This is a genomic window from Rhodococcus sp. GA1 (assembly GCF_024321955.1).
Taxonomy (GTDB): Bacteria; Actinomycetota; Actinomycetes; order Mycobacteriales; family Mycobacteriaceae; genus Rhodococcus; species Rhodococcus pyridinivorans.
In genome coordinates this window covers 3,934,777-3,960,697 of record NZ_CP097186.1, presented here as the reverse complement: position 1 = coordinate 3,960,697, position 25,921 = coordinate 3,934,777, and the positions used below count along the sequence as shown (strand labels likewise).

Annotated in this window: 26 protein-coding genes; 4 read left to right on the top strand and 22 right to left on the bottom strand. The window is 69.5% G+C overall.

What is annotated here, in order from left to right; genetic code table 11:
* Nucleotides 1-27: 27 nt before the first annotated feature.
* Complete coding sequence (locus tag M3330_RS18480; RefSeq protein WP_033097051.1) at nt 28-1,161, bottom strand: GuaB3 family IMP dehydrogenase-related protein; 1,134 nt, start codon at nt 1,159-1,161, stop codon at nt 28-30.
* Between the two features lie 71 nt (nt 1,162-1,232).
* Nucleotides 1,233-2,756 carry an IMP dehydrogenase gene (gene guaB / locus M3330_RS18475; protein WP_033097050.1) on the bottom strand — a complete coding sequence of 508 codons (1,524 nt, stop codon included), beginning with the start codon at nt 2,754-2,756 and terminating at the stop codon, nt 1,233-1,235.
* 259 nt (nt 2,757-3,015) lie between these two features.
* On the opposite strand from guaB, the gene M3330_RS18470 reads away from it, so the two are divergent.
* On the top strand, nt 3,016-3,426 hold the full coding sequence (locus tag M3330_RS18470) for a DUF5319 domain-containing protein (protein WP_006550077.1): 411 nt from the start codon (nt 3,016-3,018) through the stop codon (nt 3,424-3,426).
* 95 nt (nt 3,427-3,521) lie between these two features.
* Here M3330_RS18470 and M3330_RS18465 read toward each other — a convergent pair whose 3' ends face one another.
* The 3 genes from M3330_RS18465 to M3330_RS18455 all read right to left on the bottom strand — a co-directional run bounded on the left by M3330_RS18465 (nt 3,522) and on the right by M3330_RS18455 (nt 6,229).
* The gene (locus M3330_RS18465) at nt 3,522-4,589 is read right to left on the bottom strand and encodes an anti-sigma-D factor RsdA (RefSeq protein WP_033097049.1); all 1,068 of its coding nucleotides are present in this window, start codon (nt 4,587-4,589) and stop codon (nt 3,522-3,524) included.
* A complete protein-coding gene (locus M3330_RS18460) occupies nt 4,582-5,160 on the bottom strand; it encodes a sigma-70 family RNA polymerase sigma factor (RefSeq protein WP_019288580.1) in 579 nt (192 codons plus the stop codon). The genes M3330_RS18465 and M3330_RS18460 overlap by 8 nt, the downstream gene beginning before the upstream one ends.
* A gap of 127 nt (nt 5,161-5,287) precedes the next feature.
* A complete protein-coding gene (locus M3330_RS18455; protein WP_255025865.1) occupies nt 5,288-6,229 on the bottom strand; it encodes a hypothetical protein in 942 nt (313 codons plus the stop codon).
* Between the two features lie 525 nt (nt 6,230-6,754).
* Here M3330_RS18455 and M3330_RS18450 point away from each other — a divergent pair.
* Entirely contained in the window at nt 6,755-7,048 is a 294-nt protein-coding gene (locus tag M3330_RS18450) for a WhiB family transcriptional regulator (RefSeq protein ID WP_006550073.1), read from the top strand.
* Nucleotides 7,049-7,333: 285 nt separating this feature from the next.
* Here the strand turns inward: M3330_RS18450 and groL are convergent, their stop codons facing one another.
* Both groL and groES read right to left on the bottom strand, forming a co-directional pair.
* Complete coding sequence (gene groL / locus M3330_RS18445) at nt 7,334-8,944, bottom strand: chaperonin GroEL (protein ID WP_006550072.1); 1,611 nt, start codon at nt 8,942-8,944, stop codon at nt 7,334-7,336.
* Between the two features lie 87 nt (nt 8,945-9,031).
* Nucleotides 9,032-9,334: a co-chaperone GroES gene (gene groES / locus M3330_RS18440; protein ID WP_006550071.1), complete on the bottom strand. Its 303-nt coding sequence runs from the start codon at nt 9,332-9,334 to the stop codon at nt 9,032-9,034.
* A gap of 311 nt (nt 9,335-9,645) precedes the next feature.
* On the opposite strand from groES, the gene M3330_RS18435 reads away from it, so the two are divergent.
* Complete coding sequence (locus M3330_RS18435; protein WP_033097004.1) at nt 9,646-11,370, top strand: Hsp70 family protein; 1,725 nt, start codon at nt 9,646-9,648, stop codon at nt 11,368-11,370.
* Between the two features lie 39 nt (nt 11,371-11,409).
* Here the strand turns inward: M3330_RS18435 and tsaD are convergent, their stop codons facing one another.
* The 8 genes from tsaD to glmS form a co-directional block, all read right to left on the bottom strand.
* Nucleotides 11,410-12,438, bottom strand: a complete 1,029-nt coding sequence (gene tsaD / locus M3330_RS18430; RefSeq protein ID WP_033097166.1) for a tRNA (adenosine(37)-N6)-threonylcarbamoyltransferase complex transferase subunit TsaD — start codon at nt 12,436-12,438, stop codon at nt 11,410-11,412.
* A gap of 44 nt (nt 12,439-12,482) precedes the next feature.
* On the bottom strand, nt 12,483-12,998 hold the full coding sequence (rimI, locus tag M3330_RS18425; RefSeq protein ID WP_006550067.1) for a ribosomal protein S18-alanine N-acetyltransferase: 516 nt from the start codon (nt 12,996-12,998) through the stop codon (nt 12,483-12,485).
* Nucleotides 12,995-13,663, bottom strand: coding sequence for a tRNA (adenosine(37)-N6)-threonylcarbamoyltransferase complex dimerization subunit type 1 TsaB (gene tsaB, locus M3330_RS18420; RefSeq protein WP_064060917.1), 669 nt, complete (start codon nt 13,661-13,663; stop codon nt 12,995-12,997). The genes rimI and tsaB overlap by 4 nt, the downstream gene beginning before the upstream one ends.
* Nucleotides 13,664-13,742: 79 nt before the next feature.
* On the bottom strand, nt 13,743-14,201 hold the full coding sequence (gene tsaE, locus M3330_RS18415; RefSeq protein WP_006550065.1) for a tRNA (adenosine(37)-N6)-threonylcarbamoyltransferase complex ATPase subunit type 1 TsaE: 459 nt from the start codon (nt 14,199-14,201) through the stop codon (nt 13,743-13,745).
* A 22-nt stretch (nt 14,202-14,223) separates the two neighbouring features.
* Entirely contained in the window at nt 14,224-15,282 is a 1,059-nt protein-coding gene (locus M3330_RS18410; protein ID WP_006550064.1) for an alpha/beta fold hydrolase, read from the bottom strand.
* A gap of 4 nt (nt 15,283-15,286) precedes the next feature.
* Nucleotides 15,287-16,459 carry an alanine racemase gene (gene alr / locus M3330_RS18405; RefSeq protein WP_039584927.1) on the bottom strand — a complete coding sequence of 391 codons (1,173 nt, stop codon included), beginning with the start codon at nt 16,457-16,459 and terminating at the stop codon, nt 15,287-15,289.
* A 58-nt stretch (nt 16,460-16,517) separates the two neighbouring features.
* Nucleotides 16,518-17,969 (bottom strand): bifunctional ADP-dependent NAD(P)H-hydrate dehydratase/NAD(P)H-hydrate epimerase, encoded by a 1,452-nt coding sequence (locus tag M3330_RS18400; protein ID WP_039584872.1) that lies wholly within the window; start codon nt 17,967-17,969, stop codon nt 16,518-16,520.
* A 28-nt stretch (nt 17,970-17,997) separates the two neighbouring features.
* Nucleotides 17,998-19,863 (bottom strand): glutamine--fructose-6-phosphate transaminase (isomerizing), encoded by a 1,866-nt coding sequence (gene glmS / locus M3330_RS18395; RefSeq protein WP_006550061.1) that lies wholly within the window; start codon nt 19,861-19,863, stop codon nt 17,998-18,000.
* 128 nt (nt 19,864-19,991) lie between these two features.
* Here glmS and M3330_RS18390 point away from each other — a divergent pair, with 128 nt between their 5' ends.
* Entirely contained in the window at nt 19,992-20,840 is an 849-nt protein-coding gene (locus tag M3330_RS18390; protein ID WP_255025864.1) for a hypothetical protein, read from the top strand.
* A 16-nt stretch (nt 20,841-20,856) separates the two neighbouring features.
* On the opposite strand, the gene M3330_RS18385 is transcribed toward M3330_RS18390, so the two are convergent.
* From M3330_RS18385 to M3330_RS18355, 7 genes are all read right to left on the bottom strand, one after another.
* Nucleotides 20,857-21,921, bottom strand: coding sequence for a WXG100 family type VII secretion target (locus M3330_RS18385; RefSeq protein ID WP_255025863.1), 1,065 nt, complete (start codon nt 21,919-21,921; stop codon nt 20,857-20,859).
* Nucleotides 21,918-22,286 (bottom strand): hypothetical protein, encoded by a 369-nt coding sequence (locus M3330_RS18380; protein WP_255025862.1) that lies wholly within the window; start codon nt 22,284-22,286, stop codon nt 21,918-21,920. The genes M3330_RS18385 and M3330_RS18380 overlap by 4 nt, the downstream gene beginning before the upstream one ends.
* A 118-nt stretch (nt 22,287-22,404) precedes the next feature.
* Complete coding sequence (gene glmM / locus M3330_RS18375; protein WP_255025861.1) at nt 22,405-23,745, bottom strand: phosphoglucosamine mutase; 1,341 nt, start codon at nt 23,743-23,745, stop codon at nt 22,405-22,407.
* A 152-nt stretch (nt 23,746-23,897) separates the two neighbouring features.
* On the bottom strand, nt 23,898-24,401 hold the full coding sequence (rpsI, locus tag M3330_RS18370; protein ID WP_006550056.1) for a 30S ribosomal protein S9: 504 nt from the start codon (nt 24,399-24,401) through the stop codon (nt 23,898-23,900).
* Nucleotides 24,398-24,841, bottom strand: coding sequence for a 50S ribosomal protein L13 (gene rplM / locus M3330_RS18365; protein ID WP_006550055.1), 444 nt, complete (start codon nt 24,839-24,841; stop codon nt 24,398-24,400). Before rplM ends, rpsI begins: the two co-directional genes overlap by 4 nt.
* Before the next feature lie 290 nt (nt 24,842-25,131).
* Nucleotides 25,132-25,422, bottom strand: coding sequence for a WXG100 family type VII secretion target (locus tag M3330_RS18360; protein ID WP_016690931.1), 291 nt, complete (start codon nt 25,420-25,422; stop codon nt 25,132-25,134).
* Nucleotides 25,423-25,482: 60 nt separating this feature from the next.
* Nucleotides 25,483-25,836 carry a WXG100 family type VII secretion target gene (locus tag M3330_RS18355; RefSeq protein ID WP_019288588.1) on the bottom strand — a complete coding sequence of 118 codons (354 nt, stop codon included), beginning with the start codon at nt 25,834-25,836 and terminating at the stop codon, nt 25,483-25,485.
* Between the last annotated feature and the right edge of the window lie 85 nt (nt 25,837-25,921).

Below are 25,921 nucleotides of genomic sequence, written 5' to 3'. Positions count from 1 at the left end.
GGCCATCGGGATGTACCGGGAAGATCCTTATCCGCGGACCGACAGACCGACCTTCTGGAATTCCTTCAGATCGGAGTATCCGGCCTTCGCCATCGATCGACGCAGGCCGCCCACAAGATTGAGCGAACCGGAGGGGTCATCGGACGGGCCGAACAGCACCCGACCGAGGCCCGGTCGCCCGTCCTCGGCGACCCGGACCGCAGCGCCGCGCGGCATCGACGGATGCCCGGCCACGGACGGCCAGTACCAGCCCTTACCCGCGGCCTCCTCGGCGAGAGCCAGGGGCGCGCCGAGCACCACCGCGTCGGCGCCGCACGCGATCGCCTTCGCGAGGTCGCCGGCGTTCTCGATGTCGCCGTCGGCGAGCACGTGGACGTAACGGCCCCCGGTCTCGTCGAGGTAGTCGCGCCGGGCCGCAGCGGCGTCGGCGATGGCCGTGGCCATCGGGATGCCGATACCGAGCGAGGAGGACGTGGTGGTCGCCTGCTTCGTGGAGCCGAAGCCGACGATGACACCGGCCGCACCCGTGCGCATCAGATGCAGCGCGGTGCGGTGGTCGCTGACACCGCCGGCGATGACCGGCACGTCGAGCTCCGAGATGAACGTCTTGAGGTTCAGCGGCTCGTCCTCACCGTGGGCCACATGCTCGGCCGAGATGATGGTGCCCTGGACGACGAGGAGATCGATGCCCGCCTTCACGAGCTCGGGCGTGAGAGCGCGCGCATTCTGCGGGCTGACGCGGACCGCGGTGGTCACCCCGGCATCCCGCACCTGTGCGACGGCCGCGGCCAGCAGATCGCCCTGCAGCGGAGCCGTGTGCAGTTCCTGCAGGTAACGGACGGCTGCGCGCGGATCCGTGCTCGCGATCTCCGCGAGACGGGTGACGACGGCGTCGACATCGGCATGACGACCCCACAGGCCCTCGCCGTTGATGACACCGAGACCGCCGGCCTTGCCCAGCTCGATCGCGAAGGCGGGCGACACCAGCGCGTCGGTGGGGTGCGCCAGCACCGGGATGTCGAAACGGTAGGCGTCGATCTGCCAGGCCGTCGACACCTCCTTCGACGACCGCGTCCGGCGCGACGGGACGATGTCGACGTCGCCCAGCTCGTACGTACGTCGGGCCGTGCGACCCATGCCGATTTCAACGAGGTCGCGCACGCGCGCCCCTTTCTCCTCTTGGACGATGCTCCCGTCCTATTCGGAACGGGACCCTGCTGCGAACGCGAAAACTACCGGACCACGTAGTTCGGCGCCTCGGCAGTGATCGTGATGTCGTGCGGGTGGCTCTCCTTGAGGCCGGCGGCGGTGATCTGCACGAACTGCGCCTCCTGCAGTTGCTCGATCGTCGTCGCGCCGGCGTAACCCATCGCTGCGCGCAGGCCACCGATGAGCTGGTGCGTGACCTGCTGCAGCGGGCCGCGGAACGGCACGCGTCCCTCGATGCCCTCGGGCACGAGCTTGTCCTCGGAGAGCACGTCGTCCTGGAAGTAGCGGTCCTTCGAGTACGACTTGGCCTCGCCGCGGCTCTGCATCGCGCCCAGCGAGCCCATGCCGCGGTAGCTCTTGAACTGCTTGCCGTTCACCAGGATCAGCTCACCCGGGGACTCCGTGGTGCCGGCGAGCAGCGAACCGAGCATCGCGGTGGACGCACCGGCTGCCAGAGCCTTGGCGACGTCGCCGGAGAACTGCATACCGCCGTCGGCGATGACCGGCACGCCGTGGGCGCGCGCCACCGTGGACGCCTCGAGGATCGCCGTGATCTGCGGCGCGCCGACACCCGCGACGACACGCGTGGTGCAGATCGAGCCGGGGCCGATACCGACCTTGACCGCGTCGACGCCGGCGTTGATGAGCGCCTCGGTGCCCTCGCGGGTCGCGACGTTGCCGCCGATGATCTGCACGCGGTCGCCGACCTCGCTCTTGAGCTTCGAGATCATCGACAGCACGTTGGCCGAGTGGCCGTGGGCGCTGTCGACGACGAGAACGTCGGCTCCGGCATCGACCAGCGTCATGGCGCGGGTCCAGGAGTCGTCGCCGACGCCCACGGCGGCACCGACGAGCAGACGGCCGTCGCGGTCCTTCGTGGCGTTGGGGTGCTGCTCGGTCTTGACGAAGTCCTTGACGGTGATCAGGCCGGTGAGCTTGCCCTGACCGTCGACGATCGGCAGCTTCTCGATCTTGTGGCGACGCAGGAGACCGAGCGCGGCCTCAGCGGTGACGCCTTCGCGGGCCGTGACCAGCGGAGCCTTTGTCATGACCTCGGCGACCGGGCGGTTCTGGTCGACCTCGAAGCGCATGTCGCGGTTGGTGATGATGCCGACGAGCTGACCCTCGTCGTCGGTGACCGGCAGACCCGAGATGCGGAATCGCGCGCACTTCGCGTCGACCTCGGCCAGCGTGTCGGTCGGCTTGCAGGTGACGGGATCGGTGACCATGCCGGCCTCCGACCGCTTGACGGTCTCGACCTGCGCGGCCTGCACCTCGGTGGGCATGTTGCGGTGCAGCACGCCCATACCACCGGCCCGGGCCATCGCGATGGCCATGCGGGACTCGGTGACGGTGTCCATCGCGGAGCTGACCAGCGGGATCCGCAGGCGGATCTCGCGGGTGAGCTGACTCGACGTGTCGACCTGACTCGGGACGACATCGGAAGCCGCGGGAAGCAGCAGCACGTCGTCGAAGGTCAGACCCAGCATTGCGACCTTGTTCGGGTCGTCACCGCCGGTGTGCACGCGCCCTCCGGTACTACTCATGCGGTTCGGACCCTCCGTGACAGTCGATGGGAGCGGACGGCAGAACCGTCCGACAGCAGGAATGAATGAAGGCTGTGCGCGCTCGTCGCACCGACGGGCGGTTGGAGAGCGGCACGCACCCCTTCATGTTATCTGTTCGGGGAACAAGCTCGGCTCCCACCCTGTTCCCCGATGTTCGTCACATCACCCCGTGTGATTTCACGGCGTGTCCCCTGGCGACCGCTGGCGCAGACCCCCTCGGTCTGCGTACCGTGGAGTCGTGCGTGATCAGTTGCCTCCCGGACTCCCACCGGACCCGTTCGCAGGAGACCCCGACGATCCGTCCGCAGCACTGGACGCGATCGAGCCGGGCCAGCCCCTGGATCCTGCGGAGCGGCTCGCGGTGGAAGAGGACCTCGCAGACCTGGCCGTCTATGAGGCGCTGTTGGCTCCCCGCGGCGTCCGCGGACTCGTGGTGTGCTGCGAGGACTGCCACCAGGACCACTACCACGACTGGGACATGCTGCGGGCGAACCTGCTGCAGCTGCTCGTCGACGGCACCGTCAGACCGCACGAGCCGGCCTTCGATCCGTCCCCCGACGCCTACGTCACCTGGGACTACTGCCGCGGCTACGCGGACGCGTCCATGAACGAGGCTCTTCCCGTCGACCCCTACGGTCTGGATTCCTGACCGACCGTTCCCCACGCGGACCACGCATCACGTCACTTCCACGAACGACCCGGGCCCGACAGCACATGCTGCCGGGCCCGGGTCGTTCTGTACTTCTAGCCGCCTTCCGAAGTGGTCACGGACCCCGGAGCGAAATCTGCTCCCGGTCCGTCCTGCGTCGACCGCGGCGACGATGCCGTCGTCGTCGGAGCGGGAGTCGGGGAAGAAGCCGAGGTCGACGGAGGAGCCTCGCTGGGCACCGACGGACCCGGCGTGCTCGACGGGGGCGGTGGCGCGGTCTGCGACGGCGTCGTGGTGTTCGAAACCGGAGGCGGCGCTTGCAGGATGGTCGGATCCACCGTCGTGGAAGTGGGCGGCACGGTCGTGCCGGTTTCCGCACCGGTCGTCGGGGCAGGCTGCTGCCCATCCGTGCCGGGCGTCGTGACCGGCGGGGGCACGACGGCACCGGGAACCACCGGCACCTCGGGTGCCACCGGCGCTGCCGGCGGCGGAGGCACCTGCGGCACCAACCGGCCGAGTTCCTCGGCGAGGCGTTGCACCCAGTCGCCGAGCGCATCGCGCTCCTCCGCGTCCCGGACGTCGCCCGAACGGGACTCCGCGGACGTCAGCAACTCGCGTGCTTCCTCCGTGTTGCCCTCGGCGATGAGTTGTTCGGCACGCTCCAGGGTCGATGTGGTGTCGATCCGGGCCTCGGTGGATTGCGCCTGCTCACTGAACACGACCTGCTTGACGCCCCACAACGGGTCGCCGGGCTCGGCGCCGTAGGACACGGCGGTCGCGCTGCCGACGGCGATAGCGACGAGCGCTGCTGCACCTGCGAGCGGACGGAGCAACCGGAGTTGCCCCTTCGATCGCGGGCGCAGAGGGGTGACCTCCGGGGCCCGAGCGAGCGTTTCCCGTGTTCCCAGTTCCCGGTGGACGGCGGCGACCACTTCGTCGAGGTCGGGGCCGGCGGGCATCGGTTCGGCGAGGATCTCTGCACGCCAGTCGGCGAGCAGAGTGGCGAGTTCGTACTCCTCGTTGTCCTTCGTCTCGACGAGCCCGTTACCGGAGATCGCATCGATCAGCGCGTCGTCACGACGCACGGCGGCGAGGTCCACGGAGGTTTCGTCGTCGGGAAACTCGTCGTCGAAGCCGTCGCCCGAGAAACGCCCCCTACCCATTCCGCTCACCTGCTCTCGTGACTTCCTTCTTGAGTCTCGCGATGGCCCGGTGCTGGGCCACCCTGATCGCTCCTGCAGTACTACCCACTGCTGCGGCCGTCTCCTCGGCCGACAATCCCATGACGAGACGGAGGATGAGGATCTCGCGCTGCTTCTCCGGGAGGATGCCCAGCAGCTGCTTCATCTGCCGGCCCGCCTCGGAGTTGATCGCGTATTCCTCGGGGCTGTCGTCGAGCGACATCACCTCCGGCACATCCGCCACGGGTTCCGCGCGGTTGCGCGCCGCACTGCGGTGCGCGTCGGCGACCTTGTGAGCAGCGATCCCGTACACGAACGCCATGAAGGGGCGGCCTTGGTCCTGATATCTCGGCAAAGCGGTCATCACGGCCAGGCACACCTCCTGTGCAACGTCGTCTGCAGAGAGCTGGCCGCGCTCTGCAGATCCGACCCGTGCGCGGCAGTACCGCACGACGAGGGGCCGGACACTTGCAAGAACCTGAGCGAGAGCCGCCCGGTCGCCTTGCGCAGCCGCAGCAACCGCGGAGTCCAACTCCTCACCCATAACAGTCATCGATTGCGCAAGTCCTGGCGTTACAGACGGCACCACCCCCCGGGCGGGCTTCCACCTGACCGTGGAACACCCCCAGAGTAACTACAACGACCGACCGGTCCGGTCACCCCCCGCGCGCGACTGGAACTCAGCAGGCAGACAAGGTCACGAAGCGACCCCCACGCCCCCTGATCACGGTCGCGCAGAAGTCACGGACGCGACCCGCATCGAGATCACGGACGCGACCCGCGTCTCTCCCTGCCTCCAGCCCGTCGAGGAGCATCGCCGCGGCCCATTGCAACGGAATGAGTTCGTGTTCCTCCGCGCGCGCGAGGACGTCGGCGGCCAGATCCATAGCCGGACCATGGTCGGGCAGTCCGGTCAAAGAGGCCGACCGCACGAGGTCCGACTTCACGGAGTGCCGGATCGATCCGAAGCCGTCCGCGAGTTCCACCGCGCGGTCCGCCCGGCTGCGCGCACGGGTGAAGTCGCCTGCCGCGAGAGCGGATTCGGCCCCGACCCATGCGAGACGGATCCGCTGTCGCACGAAGGCCTTCTCCCCCGCTTCCGATTCGGCAGCGTCGAGAGCGGCTGCGCATCGGTCGAGCAGCGACCCGCACACCGCGAGACGGCCCCGCCCGAGCGCATCGGCCGCCAACCCCGTGGCGGCGTCACACCATGCAGCGACAACATCGACGTCGCGCCGTGCGGCGACAGTGCCGACGTCGCGCCATGCAGCGACAGTGTTCCCGGAGCTGGTTCGCAGCGACCCCGCCTCCGCGAGAGCACGTCCGTCCAGGACGGCGGCCGCGCGATGTCCGCCCAACTGACGGAGAAGGGAGGCCTCGGTGCTCGCTCCGAACGACGACCACACTCCTCCGGTTCCACGCACTCGGGCCAGCTCGGCCCGCGCGGCGGCGTAACGTCCCTGCCCACCGAGCGCGACGGCCCGCAACCAGTTCTGTTCGGGTCCGTGCGCGGCAGGGAGCGGATGTGCCCCCGGGGACGAGCCGAAGGCCGCGGCGACCAGGATCGCGTGGCGGTCGGAAGGTGTCGGTGCCGTGTGCCGGCGGGCGTCGGAATGTGCCATCGCGGAATCATCGCACCAGCGGATACCGACGATACGCGGGGCTCCGGGCCGACGCCGGGCATTTGTCGGAGAGAAATTATCACCGTGAGCGCAAATAGTCTCGATGATTGGAACGCAGGGACGCACAGAAGACATTTCCGAACATTTTGTTAAACATCGAGTTAAAACATGCGTGGTGCATGTATGGTGCCGCCCCGGACCTCCGAGGCCGCGTCGGAGCCCGCATCCGGCCGCCGAAAGGCCGGGTTACCAGCGAGTAAGGGACCTTTTGCCCACGTCGGGAGCATAAGATACCCCGGATCACCCCCGCCCGCAGCGCACAGGCACGACTCCTCACGAAAGTAAATATTTCCGCGGTTAAATCTTGGCTGTTCGGTTATGGACTATCCCACTCATCGAAAACATTGACGACGAATCGATACAGATCCTACGGTGAGTTTGTTTGATTCGGATCACAGCGGGAATCCCGATGTGTCCACGGTCCGCTCGCACCATTCACGCGAGCTTGCTGCAAAGGAGTGCCACATGCCCGCACCACACACACTGCCCGGCCCCAACGCGGACCTCTGGGATTGGCAGATGCACGGTAAGTGTCGTGGTGTGGACTCCTCGGTGTTCTTCCACCCCGACGGAGAGCGCGGTCGTGCCCGCGCCCAGCGGGAGAACCGCGCGAAGGAGTTGTGCCGCACCTGCCCCGTGCTGGCCCGTTGCCGCGACCACGCCCTCGCCGTCGCCGAGCCGTACGGCATCTGGGGCGGCATGTCGGAGACCGAGCGGGAGATGTACACGAGGCAACGACGGCGGAAGGTCGCTGTGTGAGGCGGTCACCCGCCCCGTGACGACACCGTCACGGTCGTGACCATGTCAACACCGTCACGGTCGTGACCATGTCAACACCGTCACGGTCGTGACCATGTCGACACGACCGTGACGGTACGACCGGGAGGCCGGTTGGAGGAGTTGCGTCGATACGACGAAGGCCCCGCAGGGAATGCGAACATTCCTTGCGGGGCCTCGCTGTATTCGTGCCGTCCGGAACGACTTTCACGTCCGGCTCGACCTACGGACCCGCCGGGCGGCGGGTCCGCGGCCCTGACCGGTCGCTCAGTGCGCGTGACCGTGGCCGTGCCCGGCCTCGGCCTCTTCCTCCGGCTTGTCGACGACGGCGCTCTCGGTGGTGAGCACCATGCGTGCGACCGAGGCGGCGTTGACGACGGCGGAACGCGTCACCTTCACCGGGTCGACGACGCCCTCGGCGACGAGGTCGCCGTAGGAGAGGGTCGCGGCGTTGAAGCCCTTACCCGTCTCCTCGACCTTGCTCACGACCACCGCACCGTCGATGCCGGCGTTCGTGGCGATCCAGTACAGCGGCGCGGTGAGCGCGGTGCGCAGCGCGGCGACGCCCGTGGCGGCGTCGCCGGAGAGGGACGCCTGGAGCTCTTCGAGCGAGCGTGCGGCCTGTACGAGAGCCGACCCGCCACCGGGGACGATGCCCTCCTCGATGGCCGCCTTCGCGGCGTTGACTGCGTCCTCGACGCGGAACTTGCGCTCCTTGAGGTCCGTTTCGGTCGCCGCACCCACACGGATGACGGCGACGCCACCGGCGAGCTTCGCGAGGCGCTCTTCGAGCTTTTCGCGGTCCCAGTCGGACTCGGTGGCCTCGATCTCACGACGCAGCTGAGCGGCGCGCGCCTCGATGTCCTCGGCGGTACCGGCACCGTCGACGATCGTGGTGCTGTCCTTCGTGACGACGACGCGGCGGGCCGAGCCGAGCAGGTCGAGTCCGGCCTCCTTGAGGGACAGACCCAGATCGGAGTTGATGACCGTACCCGCGGTGACGACGGCGAGGTCTTCGAGGAAGGCCTTCCGGCGATCACCGAAGTACGGAGCCTTGACGGCAACGGCCTTGAGGGTCTTGCGGATCGCGTTGACCACCAGGGTCGACAGCGGCTCGCCCTCGATGTCCTCGGCGATGATCAGGACCGGCTTGCCGGACTCTGCGATCTTCTCGAGGAGCGGGAGGAAGTCGGGAAGCGAGCTGATCTTCTCGCGGTACAGCAGGACGAGCGCGTCCTCGAGGACGGCTTCCTGCGCGTCGATGTCCGTGATGAAGTAGGGCGACAGGAAGCCCTTGTCGAACTGCACGCCCTCGGTGACGACCAGTTCGGTGCTCAGCGTGGAGGATTCCTCGACGGTGACGACACCGTTCTTCCCGACGCGGGTCAGCGCCTCGCCGACCATCTCACCGATCTCCTCGTCGCGCGAGGACACGGTAGCGACCTGCGCGATGGCGGTCTTGCCCTCGACGGGAGTGGCGGCAGCGAGCAGAGCCTCGCTCACCTTGTCCGCACCCTGGGCGATACCGGCACCGAGCGCGATCGGATTGGCGCCTGCGGCAACGTTCTTCAGGCCGGCCTTGACGAGCGCCTGGGCGAGAACGGTCGCGGTGGTGGTGCCGTCACCCGCGACATCGTTGGTCTTGGTCGCGACACTCTTGACGAGCTGGGCGCCGAGGTTCTCGAACGGATCCTCCAGCTCGATCTCACGGGCGATGCTCACACCGTCGTTCGTGACGGTGGGACCACCGAAGGCCTTGGCGAGCACGACGTGCCGGCCACGCGGGCCGAGCGTCACCTTGACGGCGTCGGCCAGCTGGTCGACACCGCGCTCGAGAGCCCGCCGCGCGGTCTCGTTGAACTCGATTTGCTTGGACATGTTCTGCGACTACTCCTGGACTCGGATGTTCCCCAACGTATTCCGCCCCGGGTCCGAAACGGGACACCGGGGCGGAATGCAAGCGGCCTACTTGGCGACGACAGCCAGGACGTCGCGCGCAGACAGGATCAGGTACTCCTCGCCGGCGTACTTGATCTCGGTTCCGCCGTACTTGCTGTAGATGACGACGTCGCCTTCCTTGACGTCCAGCGGGATGCGCTTGTCGCCATCTTCGTCCCAGCGGCCGGGTCCGACGGCGACGACGGTGCCCTCCTGGGGCTTCTCCTTCGCCGTGTCCGGGATGACCAGGCCGGAGGCAGTCGTCGTCTCGGCCTCGTTGGCCTGGACGAGGATCTTGTCCTCGAGCGGCTTGATGTTCACGCTCGCCACGATGAGCCCTCCACTTTCAGGGGTAATGGGGTCCGAGAACCGGTGTTCTCGGACACGGGTGTGTTCAGTCATCACGGTGACTCCGCACGCGTCCCGTCGTCGCGGGTGCCGGGCCGGCGCTCGGTGTCACTAGCACTCTATACACGAGAGTGCCAGCGCTCAAGGGCAACGGGTGCAAACACGCCGACCTGCGTGGAACCCGACGTCATGTTACGGTTGAATAACGGAAACCCATGAGCGTGATCGTTCGGTGACCTCAGCCGAGGTAGGCCCTGGACGCCTGGTCGTCGATCACGCACGGAAGGTGAACAATGCCCACGTCGCTCGGCATCTCCGTCGGCGCCTCCGGCGCCGGCTCGGCCCTGCGCGTCGATGCTGCACACGCGCCCACAACGGAATTCCGCAGACTCGCCTCCGAGTCGCAGCCCGGGCGCGATCTCGGAGATCTCGTCTTCGACGCCGTCTCGCTCACGTCTCCTCGCGGAACCGCCCGCGGAGCCGACAGTCCCGCCATCATCACGGTCGCATACCGCACCGAGGAACAGGCGCACGAGATCCGCACGGCCGCCGAGCGGACGGGCCACATGGTCCGCCTCGTTCCGGAGACCACCGCCGCCCTCGAATATCTCTACACAGTGGGGGTCCGTCGCGAACCCGGCGCGATCGCGCTCGTGGACATCGGAGCCACCGGCACGACCGTCTCCGTCCTCGACCGCGAGACCGGCACCCTGCTGCGGTCCGCACGTACCGAGACCGTCGGCGGCGACGCCCTGACCGCACGTGTGCTCGATCATGTCCGCAACGCCACCGAGCGGATGCGCACCCGGAGGCAGATCGACCCCGGCCTGCTGGCGGCCCGGTGCCAGGGCGCCCAGGAGGCACTCTCCTCGGCGACGACGACCCGCATCGACATCGCCGAGGCCGGTCCCGACGCGACGGTCACCCTCACCCGAGCGCAACTGGACGAACTGACGACCGATCTCGCCGACGAAGCGGCGGCGTTCACGCGGCGCATCTGCTCGAGCACCGATCCGGTCCCCGAGACCATGGCCCTCATCGGGGGCGCGGCCGCGTCCCCCGTCCTCGCCGCGGCGATCTCGGCGGAGTTCGACGGCGAGATCGTCACCGTCCCCGAACCGGGAGCGGCTGCCGCGATCGGTGCGGCACTGTCGGTCGATTCCCCGTCCTCGGTCGGATACACCGTGGTCGGCGCCCTGTCGCGCACCGGCAACCGGTCCTCGGGTCGTGTCTCCGGTGCGGTCGCCGGGCTCCTGGTGCTCAGTGCGATCATGGCCGGCTTCGCCACCCAGCACTTCACCGAACGCGACAGCAGCGACGCCCAGGTGTCGCCACGTTTCACGAGCGGCGACGTCCCCACGCAGGAGGCCGGTCCCGGCGAGTCGGCCGTCCCGTCCCACGACCCGCCGCCCGAACCCGTGACGTCCCGGAGCACCCGGGACGCACCCGCGCCGACGACGGTTCCCTGGCCGTTGCCGACCGTCGAGCACACCGTTCCGTCGACCCAAGATCCGTGGCCCACTGTGCCCGAGTCGTCGAGCACCACCGTGACGCCCACGCCGATCGATCAGGTGCCGACCCCCGGGTCGACAGCGGAGGAAGAGTCCGACCCGGACCGACCGTTCACGTCGCCGGATTCCGAGACCGCACCGAGGCCCGATCCCGACTCCACGGCTCCGGACTCCACGGCTCCGGACACGACCGCTCCGGACACCACGGCTCCCGACACGACGGCTCCCGACACCACCGAGCCGACCACACCGCCGGAGACGACGAGCCCTGCGCCCACCGATCCGGAGACGACCGAACCGAGCACCGGTGTGAGCCCGACACCCCCGTCGACCGAGACGCCGTCCGCGTCGTCCACCGGCGCATATCCGACCGACCTGTCCTCCACGATCGCGTCCGTCACGGAGGAGGGCACGACCGTGCCGTCCACCGGACAGACCACGACGGGGGAAACGACCACCGGGGAGACCACCACCGGATCCGGGACCTCGGAGATCGCCCCCACCTAGGCAGCGCGTCCTCCTCGGGTGGGGGTCGGTCGGGAAAGGTCAGGCCACGACCTGCGACACCGACACCGACAGGCCCGGATCCGTCGCAGCGCCCAGCGAGGACGGCTGCGCCCCCGCGGCGATGAGATGCGCGCCCAGCGACGCGATCATGACGCCGTTGTCGGTGCACAACTTCGGCCGCGGCACGCGCAGGGTAATACCCGCAGCAGTGCACCGTTCCTCGGCGAGTGCGCGCAACCGGCTGTTGGCGGTCGCTCCACCACCGAGGACGAGCGTGTCGACACCGAGATCCTGGGCGGCCCGCACAGCTTTCATGGTGAGCACGTCCGCCACCGCCTCCTGGAAGCCCGCGGCGACATCGGCGACCGGCACCGGCTCGCCCTCACGTTCCTTCGCTTCGACGAAGCGGGCCACCGCGGTCTTGAGACCGGAGAACGAGAAGTCGTGACGCGCGTCGCGCGGACCGGTCATACCCCGCGGAAAGACGACCGCGGAGGGGTCGCCCTGGCGGGCCAGCCTGTCGACCTCGGGACCGCCCGGATAACCGAGCCCCAGCAGTCGCGCGACCTTGTCGAAGGCCTCCCCGGCGGCGTCGTCGACGGTGGTGCCGAGTTCGACGATGGGTTTGCCGAGATGTTCGACGTGCAGCAGGTGGGTGTGACCACCGGAGACGAGCAGCGCCACGCAGGGCGGCATCGGTCCGTGCTCGAGGGTGTCGACCGCGACGTGGCCCGCGAGGTGGTTGATCGCGAAGAACGGCACGTTCCACGCTGCCGCGTAGGCCTTGGCGGCGGCGACACCGACGAGAAGTGCTCCCGCGAGACCCGGCCCGATGGTTACGCACACCGCGTCCGGCTTCTCGATCCCGGCCTCGTCGAGGGCGCGCCGCATCGTCGGCACCATGGCTTCGAGGTGGGCGCGGGATGCGATCTCCGGCACCACACCACCGAAGCGGGCGTGCTCGTCCACGCTCGACGCCACGGCGTCGGCCATCAGCTCGAGGGTGCCGTCACCCACCCAGCGGACGATGCCGACACCGGTCTCGTCGCACGAACTCTCGATGCCCATCACGACGGGGCGCTCGGGCAGCTCGAATCGGGGGCTGGTGGTGCTCACGCCGGTGACTCCTCTCGCGGATCCGGACGACGCATCGTGTACGCGTCCGCGCCGCTCGGCTGGTAGTAACGCTTCCTGGTTCCGACGATCTCGAAGCCCTCGCGCCGGTACAGGGCGATCGCCGCGTCGTTGTCGGTGCGCACCTCGAGGAAGACCGGCCCTCCCCAGCGGTCGGCGACGGCCAGCAACTCCCCCAGGAGGGCTCCGCCGATCCCCCGGCGGCGCGCCACGGGGTCCACACCGATGGTGTGCACCTCGGATTCGGGTTCGATGGCCGTACCGAGTCGCGCGAGTCCCGCGTAACCGATCAGCCGGCCCTGCGGGTCGCGGGCCGCGAAGTAGCGGTTGTGGGGCGAGGCCAGCTCCGAACGGAAGGCGTCGGCGCTCCACGGGTCGTCGCCGGGGAACAGGATCTGTTCGAGTTCGGCGCAGCGGGGTGCATCCTCGGGGCGCAGTGCGTCGATGACGACCGCGTTCTCTGCGGCCGTATTCTCCTCGGGTGTGGCGTTCATGCTCGGCGATTCGCGGTCTCCACCGCGTCGGGGCGGCGCAGGTACAGGGGCACGAGCGGCTCCGGTTCGGCGCCCGCGCGCAGGGCGTCGGCCGCGACTGTCACCAGGCCCGCCGGGGACGGCGTCTGCACGTCCACCGCCGGAAGGTCGAACAGCGCGACGTGCGACGACGAGCCCGCCACCCGCACCGACGGCTCGGCGGGCACGTCGGCGGGCTTGCGCACCTCGGGCCCTTCGACGCGGCGGCCGCCGGAATAGCGTGCCCAGTAGATCTCGCGACGACGGGCGTCGGTGACGACGAGCAGATCGTCGTCCGTACCGTGTTCCCGGTGGACGTCCGCGGCGATCGCGTCGAGGCTGCACACACCGTGCACGGGGATGCCGAGCGCATCACCGAAGGCCGCAGCAGTGGCCATGCCGACGCGGAGACCCGTGAACGGGCCGGGTCCGATGCCGACGACGATCGCGTCGAGATCGATGGGGGCAGCGCCGGCCTCGGCGAGGCATTCGAGGATCTGCGGAGTGAGGACTTCGGCGTGCGCTCGCGGATTGTCGAGCACGCGCGCAGCGACCGTCTCGGGTCGGGCATCGTCCCGACCGCGGTCGAGACGGACGACTCCCGAGGTCACGGCGGGGGTGGCGGTATCGACAGCGAGCACGAGCACGATGTACCAGCTTACCCCGCGCGACCTGCCCGGTCGGTGTGCAGTGACGGAAGCCACCGGCATGCGGACTGCCGGTGGCTCAGCCGATCCATTCCCACGAGGCACGGCGGACATCGGTGCCCGGGTCGCGCCGGAGCCGGACCCTCAGATGCCGTTCGGCGAGCTGTTCGACCAAGCCACCGCCCCATTCGACCACCACGACGGTGTCGGTCAGGTCGGTGTCGAGGTCGAGCGCGTCGAGTTCGTCGAGGGCGTTCGGTCCGTCGCCGAGACGGTAGGCGTCGACGTGGACGAGCCCGACCGGTTCGCGTCCCTCCGGACTACCGGGACGGTGTTCGCGGGCGATGACGAAGGTCGGGGAGGTCACGCGTCCCTCCACCCCGAGGCCGGCGGCGATTCCGCGGGTCAGTGACGTCTTTCCCGCGCCGAGCGGCCCGTCGAGCACGACGAGGTCCCCGGCCCGCAGCTCGGCTGCAAGCCTGCGCCCGAACGCCTCGGTGTCCTCCACGGTCGGCAGTTCGATGGTCTGCTCCCCCACCTGCGGCCCACTCGATTGCGAATCACCCAATTGCGATCTGCCTTCCGTTCACTCCCTGCGTGAAACTCCGCTGGATCAGACGATCGAGGGCACGGTCGACCACCTCGGGGAACTCCAGCTGCACGAGGTGCCCGGCACCACGTACCCGCTTGAGTTCGACATCGGGCAGCTGCTCCGCCAGCGCCTCGGAACTCGCGTACGGGATGACCATGTCGGCGTCGCCGGACAGCACCAGCACGGGCACGGTGCCCAGGACCGGAAGCGCCGCGGACTCGTCGTGCAGTTCGAGGGTGCGGAGGAAGTTGACGATGGTGAGCACCGACGTCTCGTCGAGCATCCGGTCGGACAACTTCACCAGGCGGGGGCTCACGACCGTGCCGTAGGACGCCGCACGCAGGATCGGCGTCACGACGGCACGGGCCGCGCCGCGCGCGAACTGCACGAATCCCGGTGCGGTACGCGCCGCGTACCGGAACGCGTCGATCACCGGGTTCTCGAGATTGCGTCCGATACCGGTCTTGCTGAGCCCTGCCGCGGTGGTCGCCAGCAGACCGACGCCCACGATGCGTTCACCGAACAGGTCGGGCCGCTGGGAGGCGAGCGCGATCGCGGTCATGCCGCCCATCGAGTGGCCCACCACCACCACCGGACCGGTGGGCGCGACTTCGTCGATCACCCGGCCCAGGTCGCGGCCGAGCTGCGCGATGGTGCACGTCGCGGCACCGGAGAAACCGGATTCGCCGTGACCACGCTGGTCGTAGAAGACGGCACGCACGTCACGCCCCCACTGTTCGCGCAGGTGGCGGTACTGCATATGCCAGGCCTGCATGCGCAGGCAGTAGCCGTGGACGAACACGACGGTGAGCCGAGCCAGGGCCGAGCCGCTCTCGCGGACCACGAGCGGGACACCGTCCTCGGTGGTCACGATGCGGCGCGGGAGCCGGAGGATCTCGTCGAAGTCCTCGTTCTGATAGATCTCATGGGCGGGCGCGCCCGCGGTCTTGACCGCGTACAGTCCCGCCGACGATGCGAGCGTCGCAAGGCTCGCACCGAGGAGTCCCATCCTGTTCACGAGTGACATGACGTCACGCTCCCTTCGCTCCGACATAGGTCCGGACGGTCCGTCCGCCGATGCCGGTCACGATCTCGTAGTTGATCGTGCCCAGCTTGTCCGCCCAGTCCTGGGCGTTCGGCTCTCCGTGACGCCCGTCACCGAAGAACAACACCTCGTCGCCCTCGCTTACTCCTGCCCCATCGGGGCCGAGGTCGACGACGACCTGATCCATGCACACGCGCCCGATCTGCGGGCACCGGCGCCCGCCGAGCTGCACCTCGATGCGCCCGCTGAGATTGCGGCGGATCCCGTCCGCATATCCCATGGGCAGCAGCGCCACCGTCGTATCCGCGGGAGCAGTCCAGGTGTGCCCGTAGGACACCCCGTCTCCCGCCTTCACCTTCTTCACCAGCACCACCCTCGCCCGCACGGTCATCACCGGCCGGAAGCCCAGGTCGCCGAGTTCCGGGATCGGTGTCAACCCGTACATCGCAATTCCGGGCCGAACCATGTCGAATCGCAGGTCGGGACGGGTGACGGTGGCCGCGGAATTCGACAGGTGCACCACTTCGGGAGCCAGATGGTGCCGCCGCAGATCCGCGACGGCCTCGCTCAGCCGGTCGCGCTGCTCGGCGTTGCCCGGATGCTCGGGTTCGTCGCCGTGGGCGAGGTGCGAAAAGGCTCCACGCAGCCGCACGACACCTTCGGCCTGTGCCCGGCCCAGGTCGCGCACCATGTCGTCCCACTCGTCGACGGCGACACCGTTGCGGTTGAGGCCGGTGTCGACCTTGACCGTGACGGTCGCGGTGACCCCGACCTGCCGCGCCGCCTCGACGACGGCCGCTAGATGCCGCGGCGAGGACACGCCCAGTTCGATCCCGGCCTCGACGGCGGGAGCGAAATCGGAGTCGGCGGTGTGCAGCCACGACAGGATCGGAGCCTCGATACCCGCGGCGCGGAGTTCGAGGGCCTCGCCGAGCGTCGTCACACCCAGTTCGCGGGCGCCTGCGGCGAGCGCGGCACGCGCGACCGGCACGGCCCCGTGGTTGTAGGCGTCGGCTTTGACGACGGCCATGACCGCAGCGGGACCCGCGTACTCCCGGAGCGCTCGTACGTTCTCCGCCACGGCATCGAGATCGATGAGGGCTTCGGCTTGGGGAAGGACGGTACGTGCAGGTCGCGGGGTGCGTTGGGTCGTGGTCACGTCTGTCGATCCTGCCACTGCGCCGTCGGACGTCGACGTCGTGTCCCCGTGTACCACGTCACGATTCGGCAATGTGGGTGCGCAACAGACGAATCGAGTCGCCGAGTCGCGAGAGGATCGCGCTCGCCGAGGTCGGCGCCGCTCCAGGGGACTCGGGGTCCTGCGCGGCCAGGTTCGCGGCGAGGGCGTGGGCCCGAGCACCGGCCGCCGCGGCCAGGTCCACCGGCATGCCCGACGAGAGCAACGACCCGATGACACCGGCCAACACGTCCCCGGCACCCGCGGTCGACGCCCACGAACCGCCCGCATCGTTGACGAAGACGTGCCCGTCGGGCCGTGCCACGAGCGTCGCGCGCCCCTTGAGCAGCACGTGCACTCCCCAGTCGGCGGCGAGGGAACGTACCGCCGCGACCCGGTCCGGTTCGGGGCGGTTCCCGGTCAGGCGTGCGAACTCGCCGGCGTGCGGGGTGAGCAGGGTGTGCGCGGACCGGCCCCGCACGAGACCGGGTTCGCGGGCGAGGAGCGTGAGTCCGTCGGCGTCGACGAGCACCGGCAGGTCGGTGGCGAGGATGTCGCGCAGGTTCGCGCAGGCCTCATCGTCGGTACCGGCACCCGGCCCCACGACCCAGGCCTGCACCCGCCCGGTCTCGGCCACCGAGGGCGACACGACGACCTCGGGGAACCGCGCGAGCACCTCGGAGGCACCCGACCCGGCGTAGCGCACCATGCCGGAGGTCGCGGCGACGGCCGCTCCCGTGCACAGCACACCCGCCCCCGGATACCGGGCGCTGCCGGCACGGACACCCACCACACCCTGGGAGTACTTGTCGTCCTCGGCGCCGGGCACCGGCCAGATCGCGCCGATCTCGGACGGTTCCGCCGCGACCAGCCCGGCCTCCGGGAGTGTGAGTCCGATGTCGACGAGTTCGACGCGACCGCAGCGCGTGGCGCCGAGTGCATGGACCGGCTTGTAGGCGCCGAAGGTGACGGTCACCGCGGCCCTGATCGCCGGTCCGTCGACGGCACCGGTATCGGGGCCGACACCGCTCGGGATGTCGACGGCGATGATCGGCGCGGTGATCTCGTCCACGAGCGCGGCCGCCGCCGGTCGCAGCGGGCCGCGCCCGGAGATGCCGACGATGCCGTCGAGCACGAGGTCCGGGTCGCCGAGGTGCTCTGGAGTCGCCGGGACGATCCGCCCGCCGGCCTTCCGCAGTGCCCGCAGACCCGCGGGGTGCGCCCGGTCGGGGTCGAGCAGCAGTGCAGTGACGGACACGCCCCGCCGGCGCAGGAAGGTTCCCGCCCACAGCGCGTCGCCGCCGTTGTCGCCGGACCCGACGAGCAGGCTCACCCGCCGACCGGCGATCCCACCGGTGCGTTCACGCAGTTCGGAAGCCACGACCCGCGCGAGTCCGTAGGCCGCGCGCCGCATGAGGGTTCCCTCGGGGAGAGACTCCAGCAGCGGCGCCTCCGCCGCGCGGACCACGTCGGACGGGTGAAAACTGCGCATCGTCCCTCCTGCACCGGCGGGTGGGTCGCTATTCGACGGTGACCGACTTGGCGAGGTTGCGGGGCTTGTCGACGTCGTAACCACGGGCCTGCGCGACCTCCGCGGCGAAGACCTGCAACGGCACCGTCGACAACAACGGCTGCAGCAGCGACGCCGACGACGGGATCTCGACGAGGTGATCGGCGAACGGCCGGACCGTCTCGTCGCCCTCCTCGGCGATGACGACGGTGACGGCCCCGCGGGCCTGGATCTCGCGGATGTTGCTGAGCAGCTTGCTGTGCAGCACGGCGCGGCCCTTCGGCGACGGCATCACGACGATGACGGGCAGCCCGTCCTCGATCAGCGCGATCGGGCCGTGCTTGAGCTCACCGGCCGCAAAACCCTCGGCGTGCATGTACGCCAGCTCCTTGAGCTTGAGCGCACCCTCGAGCGCGACCGGGTAGCCCACGTGCCGGCCCAGGAACAGCACGGCCGGCGAGGCAGACAGCTCCCGCGCCAGCGCCCGCACCGGCTCCATGCCGGTCAGCAGCTCGGCGATCTTCTCCGGCATCGCCGCCAGGTCCTGGTACTCGCGGGCCACCTCGTCGGGATACTTCGTGCCGCGCGCCTGCGCCAGCGCCAGACCCACGAGGTAGTTCGCGGCCATCTGCGCCAGGAACGCCTTCGTCGAGGCCACACCGATCTCCGGGCCGGTGCGGGTGTAGAGCACCGCGTCGGCCTCCCGCGGGATCTGCGCGCCGTTGGTGTTGCACACCGCCAGCACCCGCGCCTTCTGATCCTTGGCGTGCCGGACCGCTTCGAGGGTGTCGGCGGTCTCCCCGGACTGCGAGATCGCCACGACCAGCGTGGACCGGTCGAGCACCGGATCGCGGTAGCGGAACTCCGAGGCCAGCTCGACCTCGACGGGCAGGCGGGTCCAGTGCTCGATCGCGTACTTGGCGACCAGGCCCGAGTGGTACGAGCTGCCGCAGGCGACGACGAACACCTTGTCGATGTCGCGCAGTTCCTGATCGGACAGGCGCTGCTCGTCGAGCACGATGCACCCGTCGACGAAGTGACCGCGCAGGGTGTCGGCGACCGCGGCCGGCTGCTCCTCGATCTCCTTGAGCATGAAGTAGTCGTGGCCGCCCTTCTCGGCGGCGGCGAGATCCCAGTCGATGGTGAACGGACGCGTCGCCACGTCGGTGTTGCCGTCGAAGTCGGTGACCTCGTAGGAGTTGTTCGTGATCACCACGACCTGGTCCTGACCGAGCTCGACCGCCTCCCGGGTGAACTCGATGAACGCCGCGACGTCCGAGGCGATGAACATCTCACCGTCGCCGACCCCGACGACCAGCGGCGTCGACCGGCGCGCCGCGACGATCGTGCCCGGATGATCGGCGTGGGCGAAGACCAGTGTGAACGCACCCTGCAGCCGGCGCAGCACACTGCGGGCGCTGTCGACGAAGTTGCCCGCCGTCGGACCCTCGGCGTAGGCGCGGGCCACCAGATGCACCGCGACCTCGGTGTCGGTGTCGCTGGCCAGCTCCACACCCGACTTCTCGAGCTCCTCACGCAGCGGCGCGAAGTTCTCGATGATGCCGTTGTGCACCACCGCGACCTTGCCGGTCGCGTCGCGATGCGGATGCGCATTGCGGTCGGTGGGACGACCGTGGGTGGCCCACCGGGTATGCCCCATCCCCGCGGTACCGGCGAAGTGCTCCTCGCCGATCTCGGCGAGCTCGGCCTCCAGATTGACCAGCCGCCCCGCCTTCCGCTCGACGGCCAGACCACCCTTGCCGTCGAGGATGGCGATTCCCGCCGAGTCGTAACCCCGGTACTCCATCCGCCGCAGCGCTTCCACCACGACGTCGAGAGCACGACGGTGCCCGACATAGCCCACGATTCCGCACATGCCTAGCAGGGTACTGGTCGACCCCCGCCCGGGAACAACACACCGGTGAGCCCGTACACCTGCATCGGGGCACGCCGTCCGGTACGCACCGACCCCGGCGGGCATCACCATCCGCTAACGTTCAGGCCGTGGCGGCGAACCCCAAGAAACTGGCTCAGGAACTCTCTCGGCGCGGCCCGCACTCGGTGCTGCGCGGCGACCTGGCGCTCGCCGGTCAGCCGGGTGTCGTGTACACCCCCGCGGAAGGCTTCGACCTGCCCGCGATCGCGTTCGGGCACGGCTGGCTCACCGGGGTCACGAAGTACTCGAAGCTCTTCGAGCATCTCGCGTCCTGGGGAATCGTGGTGGGCGCGCCCAACACCGAGCGCGGACCGGTGCCGTCGGCGATCGGGTTGTCGACCGACCTGCTCACCACCCTCGACATCTGCACCGGCGTGCGTCTCGGTACCGGGCGGATCAGTGTCCATCCGTCGAAGCTCGCGCTGGTGGGCCACGGCTCGGGTGCCGGGGCGGCGGTGCTCGCCGCTGCGAGGCGTGAGGTCGCGGCCGTCGCCGCGCTCTACCCCTCGCCCGTCTCCCCCGCTGCCTCCGAAGCCGCGGGCCGCGTGCGGGCACCGGGCCTCGTCCTCGTCGGCGAGAAGAGCATCGGGTCGATGACCAGCGACGCCGTCGCGGTCGCCCGGGGCTGGGGCAGCGACGACGTGCAGCTGCGGGTCGTCGAGAAGGCGAACGACGAAGGACTCGTCGAGGGGCGCCGCCTGCTCGGAGTGCTCGGCGTCGGTGGTGCCGAGCGTCGCACCCAGGAACGCACTCGTGCGCTGCTCACCGGCTTCCTGCTGCACCGTCTCACAGGCGACAAGACGTACGCGATCTTCTCCGACCTCACCACGGAGCTGCCCGGCTCCACGGTGATCTCCGACCCCGACGTCGTCGATCGCGATCTCGGCACGCAGGTCAACCTGCTCCTCGGGCGCTGACGTTCCGTCGTTCGCGTCACAGCGGTCCGGCTTCCGCGAGCACGGCTCCTGCACCGCCCTCGTCGTTCTCGTCCTGCCGGCGGTCGGCCTCGACCGGTCCTGGGGTGTGTTCGCGTCTGCGTTCGCCCGGGCGGATCCCGGGAACCGTCAGCAGTGCACCTTGATTCGGCGGGTCGCTCGGTCCGTGCTGCGTCGACCCGTCGTCGACGACGGGAGCCACCGTCCCGGCACCGGATACGTCCGCGGTCGCCGCCCCGGCATCATCGGCGACGCGTTCGGTGGTCGTCGCCAGGTCGGTGACGCTGCCGGCGATCCGGCGGACGGCCTCCTCACATGCCCCGAGCACCACGTCGACGGCGTCCCGGACCGCCGGGACCAGACGTTCCTCCATCCATCTCCGGCACTCGGCGGCAGGGTCGGACACGTCGCCACCGGGCGGGTCGCCCAGGTTGCCACCGGGCGGGTCGCCCAGGTTGCCACCGGGCGGGTCGCCCAGGTTGCCACCGGGCGGGTCGCCCACGTCGCCACCGGGCGGGTTGCCGAACCAGCGGGCATGCTCCTCCGGGCTCGGTCCGTGCGGGCCACCGCTCGCTCCGGCGACGATCGTGTCGATCTCGTCCCTCGTGCGACCGTCGACGGTGCCTTCCGCGAGTTCCCCGACGACGCGGGCCTTCTCACGCAACGCTGCGGCGATCGCGGTGGCCGCCGATTCCAGCGCGACCGCGAGATCGGTCAGCGACGCACACAGCGCCACTCCGGAACGGACGGTGGCCGTCAGCTCGGCGCGAGCCCGGTCGGCGGCGGATCCGTCCCACGACTCGTCGAGTTGCTGCAGGAGGCGACGCTGTTCGTCGGTCCGACGACCGAGCGAGGTCGCGAGCGAGCGCGTCGTGGCGGCGTCGTCGGCGAGGGCGGGCAACGAGAGGGTTCGTTCCTCGTCGTAGCGTGCCCGGACGTCCGCGACGCAACAGCCGGACTCGAGCCCGAGAGTGTGCAGGGACTGCACGAGGTCGGTCAGACGGGCCAGGCCGGGCGCTCCCGCGTCGAGGATGTCGCCTGCGCTCTCGGGAGGGGTCCTCACGGCTGCCGGGTCCCTGCGTCGCCGAACCCGACGCTGTCGAGTTCGGCACCGGTCACAGCGGTGAGGGCGATGCCGGTCGCGTCGTCCTGGTGCCGGTATCTGTCTGCCGCCGCGTGCAATGCGTCGGCCTGCGCCTGTACGGTCGCCGCCCAGCTCTCACACGTCGCACGCATCCTGCGATATCCGGTCTCGACGCGAACGCCGGCCGACCGGTGCGTCGATCCGGCACCGGAGCCGTCGAAGACGAGACCGCCGAAGCCACGACGGATCTCGTCGTCGGCGTCCTCGGCGACCTCCGCGAGTCGTGCCGCGACGGCTCGCACCGCGTCGCCGTCGACCTGGATCGTGCTGTGCTGTGTGTCCATGTCCGCCCTTCACCCACCGAACCCTCTCGAAGGGTTAGGACGCAGCGCAGGACGATCCGGTTCCACCGCAGCGTGACTGCGAGCGGAAACCGGCAGCGAAGGGCAGGGACCGCGCAGGTCAGACGGCGGCGACGACTCCCGCGAGACGGTCGGCGACCGCCCGGGCGTGATCGTCGTCGGCGGCTTCGACCATGACGCGTACGAGCTGCTCGGTGCCCGACGGACGCAGCAGCACCCGGCCGGTCTCACCGAGTTCGCGCTCGGCCTCCGCGACCGCGTCCGCCACCGCAGGATCGCTCGCGACGGCGACCCTGTCGTGGACCCGCACGTTCACGAGGACCTGCGGAAGCGATGTCATCACCGAGGCGAGCTTCGCGAGCGGCAGACCCGTCGTGGCGATCCGCTCCATCAGGCGCAGGCCCGTGAGCACGCCGTCGCCGGTCGTACCGTGCGCGGGCAGGACGATGTGGCCGGACTGCTCACCGCCGAGGCCGTAGCCACCGCGGCGGAGCTCCTCGAGCACGTAGCGGTCGCCCACGCCGACGGTGCGCACCTGGATCCCCGCCGCGCGCATCGCGAGATGCAGACCGAGATTGCTCATCACCGTGGCGACGAGGGTGTCGTCGGGAAGTTCACCGGCTTCGTGCATGCCGAGAGCGAGGATCGCCATGATCGCGTCACCGTCGACCACCGTGCCGGTCGCATCGACGGCGAGGCAGCGGTCGGCGTCGCCGTCGTGCGCGAGACCGAGGTCGGCGCCGTGCTCGAGCACGGCCTGCTGCAGCACGGACAGGTGCGTGGATCCGCAGCCGTCGTTGATGTTCAGTCCGTCGGGTTCGGCGTTGATCGCGATGACCGTGGCACCTGCGGCCGCGTAGGCGGCCGGGCCGGCCTGCGAGGCGGCGCCGTGCGCGCAGTCGACCACTACGGTCGTACCGGTGAGCGGCTTGTGCACGGCCGTCGCGAGATGCGCGAGATAACGGTCGAGGGCGTCGGACACGACGCGCACCCGGCCGATACCGGAGCCGGTGGGGCGTGCGGCGCTCTCGGCGTCGCCGTGCAGCACCGCTTCGATCCGGTCCTCGACCTCGTCGTCGAGCTTGTGCCCGCCGGCTGCGAAGATCTTGATGCCGTTGTCGGGCATCGGATTGTGCGACGCGGAGATCATCACGCCGAGGTCGGCGCCGTAGTCACCCGTGAGGTACGCGACCGCTGGGGTGGGCAGTACGCCCACCGACACCACGTCGACTCCGGCTGCGGTGAGTCCGGCCGTGACGGCCGCCTCGAGCATCTCCCCGCTCGCGCGTGGATCTCGACCCACGACCGCGACCGGTCGCCGCTCGGCACCCTGCGGGGCCAGGACCGCTGCCGCAGCGCCTGCCAGGCGTACTGCCAGCTCCAATGTGAGCTCGGCGTTGGCCAAGCCCCGGACTCCGTCGGTGCCGAACAACCGACCCATGTACACAGCCTCCCAGTCGTGTGCGGCCCCCGCCGCGGGTGTCGATAGAGGACAGAATGCACGAAAGCAGGCGCCGGTAGGAGATGTCTACCGACGCCTGCTCTCGTGATGGAACAGGTGCCGACTCTGACGAAATCAGCGTCGGCGGCACATCAGCGCTTGGAGTACTGCGATGCCTTACGGGCCTTCTTCAGGCCGTACTTCTTGCGCTCGACGGCACGCGGGTCACGCGTGAGGAAGCCGGCACGCTTGAGCGCGGGGCGATCCTCGGGGGTGACCTCGGTGAGTGCACGCGCGATGGCGAGACGCAGCGCGCCGGCCTGGCCGGACGGACCGCCGCCGTGCAGGCGTGCGTGGATGTCGAACGACTCGGTGCGCTCGACCGTCACCAGGGGCGACTTCACGAGCTGCTGGTGCACCTTGTTCGGGAAGTAGTCCTCGATGGTGCGGCCGTTGAGGGTGAAGTTGCCGGTGCCGGGCACGAGGCGGACGCGGACGACAGCCTCCTTACGGCGACCGACGGTCTGGACCGGACGGTCGAACACGATCGGGGCAGCAGGTGCCTCGACGACGTCCTCGACGTACTCGTCTGCAGCGACCTCGACGTTCTCGACGTACTCTTCGGGGTTCACGTTCTGTTCCTCGGGCGTCGTCACTGTGCCACCTGCTTGATCTCGAACGGCACCGGCTGCTGCGCGGCGTGGGGGTGGTTCGGGCCCGCGTAGACCTTCAGCTTCTTCGCGATGGCGCGACCGAGCTTGTTCTTCGGGAGCATGCCGGTGACGGCCTTCTCCACGAGGCGGTCGGGGTTCTTCTCGAGAACCTCGCCGACGGAACGAGCCCGCAGACCGCCCGGGTGACCGGAGTGGCTGTAGAGGAACTTGTCGGTCCGCTTGTTGCCGGAGACGGCAACCTTGTCGGCGTTGATGATGACGACGAAGTCACCACCGTCGACGTGCGGCGCGAATGTGGGCTTGTGCTTGCCGCGGAGCAGGTTTGCCGCCTGCACCGCGAGGCGGCCGAGCACCACGTCGGTGGCGTCGATGACGTGCCACTGATGGGTCACGTCGCCGGCCTTCGGTGTGTACGTAGACACAGATCTTCCTCGTCTATCGTTTCGCTGCTGGCCTGCATGCCGACGGTTGCCACGCCCGGCGGCCAGTTGGGACCCGGGAGAGGTGTTCGTCGCACCACAGGGCACGACGACGTGCGACACGCCGAGGGGACACTCTACCGGGCGGACGCCGGGCCGGTCAAAGCGCCGCAGCAGCCCTGCCCCTTGCGCACCCTCCGCTGGAGCACCCCGGAAGCAGCAGCACGTCCCGGCGGCCTCTCCACCACCGGGACGTGACAGCGCCGGATCGGTCCGGATCCGGCAGACCCGGATCAGCCCGGGAAGCGCTGCTGGTTCAGTCGCTCGACCTCCTGCATGTTGTCGTTACCGGTCGAGACCACCCGACCGATGTCGTGCAGCACCTGGATGAGGCCGGCCTCGGCCTCGTTCCAGCGCGCCTGCGTGGCGGCGTAGCGCTCCTGCGCCCCACTGTCCCAGGTGGCGATGAGGGGCGCCACCTGCCCCTCGATGCGGTCGAGCGTCGCCTCGATCGCCTTCTGACCGGACACGAGCTGGGCGTGCAGGTCGGCGACGCCGGCGAAGTTCTGATAGATCTCGGACACGGATCGTTCTCCTTGTTCTCGAATGTGTGCCGGAGGGCTGTGTGCCGGAGCGACCGGCGATCAGTTGAACGACCCGTTGAGCACCGAACCGCCATCGGGGTCGATCGCCGACAAGGACTGGGCCTGCTGGTCCTCGGCAGCGGCGTACGACCGTCCACTGGTGCGCACGGCTTCTGCCAGTTCGTCCAGGGCGTTCGACAGCTTGGTGTGGTTGACGTTCCAGCGCTCCATGATTCCGGCGAACTGTTCCGCCGAGCGGCTCCGCCAGACCGACGGCGCGGACTGCACCACGCCCGTCAGACGACCGAGGATCGCGTCGAGTTCGGCGCGGGAGTCCTGGAGTTGTCCCGCGACGACCTCCATGGTCGCTACATCGGTGGTGAGGTGATTCGAATTGCCGGTCGGTTGGGTCAACGGCGTACTCCTTCGCTCGTGCGTGGATCATCCGGCTCGGTGTCGAGCCGGTCCTGGCTCCTACATCTGGTTGGACGCACCCGAT

What these genes read in the sequence shown, in the direction of transcription:
- M3330_RS18455 (WP_255025865.1), bottom strand. Translation starts at nt 6,229, where the DNA reads ATGGCACATTCCGACGCCCGCCGGCACACGGCACCGACACCTTCCGAC.
- glmM (WP_255025861.1), bottom strand. Translation starts at nt 23,745, where the DNA reads ATGGGTCGGTTGTTCGGCACCGACGGAGTCCGGGGCTTGGCCAACGCC.
- M3330_RS18380 (WP_255025862.1), bottom strand. Translation starts at nt 22,286, where the DNA reads ATGGACACACAGCACAGCACGATCCAGGTCGACGGCGACGCGGTGCGA.
- M3330_RS18400 (WP_039584872.1), bottom strand. Translation starts at nt 17,969, where the DNA reads ATGCGCAGTTTTCACCCGTCCGACGTGGTCCGCGCGGCGGAGGCGCCG.
- M3330_RS18410 (WP_006550064.1), bottom strand. Translation starts at nt 15,282, where the DNA reads ATGTCACTCGTGAACAGGATGGGACTCCTCGGTGCGAGCCTTGCGACG.
- M3330_RS18460 (WP_019288580.1), bottom strand. Translation starts at nt 5,160, where the DNA reads ATGACTGTTATGGGTGAGGAGTTGGACTCCGCGGTTGCTGCGGCTGCG.
- glmS (WP_006550061.1), bottom strand. Translation starts at nt 19,863, where the DNA reads ATGTGCGGAATCGTGGGCTATGTCGGGCACCGTCGTGCTCTCGACGTC.
- M3330_RS18465 (WP_033097049.1), bottom strand. Translation starts at nt 4,589, where the DNA reads ATGGGTAGGGGGCGTTTCTCGGGCGACGGCTTCGACGACGAGTTTCCC.
- groL (WP_006550072.1), bottom strand. Translation starts at nt 8,944, where the DNA reads ATGTCCAAGCAAATCGAGTTCAACGAGACCGCGCGGCGGGCTCTCGAG.
- guaB (WP_033097050.1), bottom strand. Translation starts at nt 2,756, where the DNA reads ATGAGTAGTACCGGAGGGCGCGTGCACACCGGCGGTGACGACCCGAAC.
- rimI (WP_006550067.1), bottom strand. Translation starts at nt 12,998, where the DNA reads ATGAACGCCACACCCGAGGAGAATACGGCCGCAGAGAACGCGGTCGTC.
- M3330_RS18450 (WP_006550073.1), top strand. Translation starts at nt 6,755, where the DNA reads ATGCCCGCACCACACACACTGCCCGGCCCCAACGCGGACCTCTGGGAT.
- M3330_RS18435 (WP_033097004.1), top strand. Translation starts at nt 9,646, where the DNA reads ATGCCCACGTCGCTCGGCATCTCCGTCGGCGCCTCCGGCGCCGGCTCG.
- tsaD (WP_033097166.1), bottom strand. Translation starts at nt 12,438, where the DNA reads ATGGGCATCGAGAGTTCGTGCGACGAGACCGGTGTCGGCATCGTCCGC.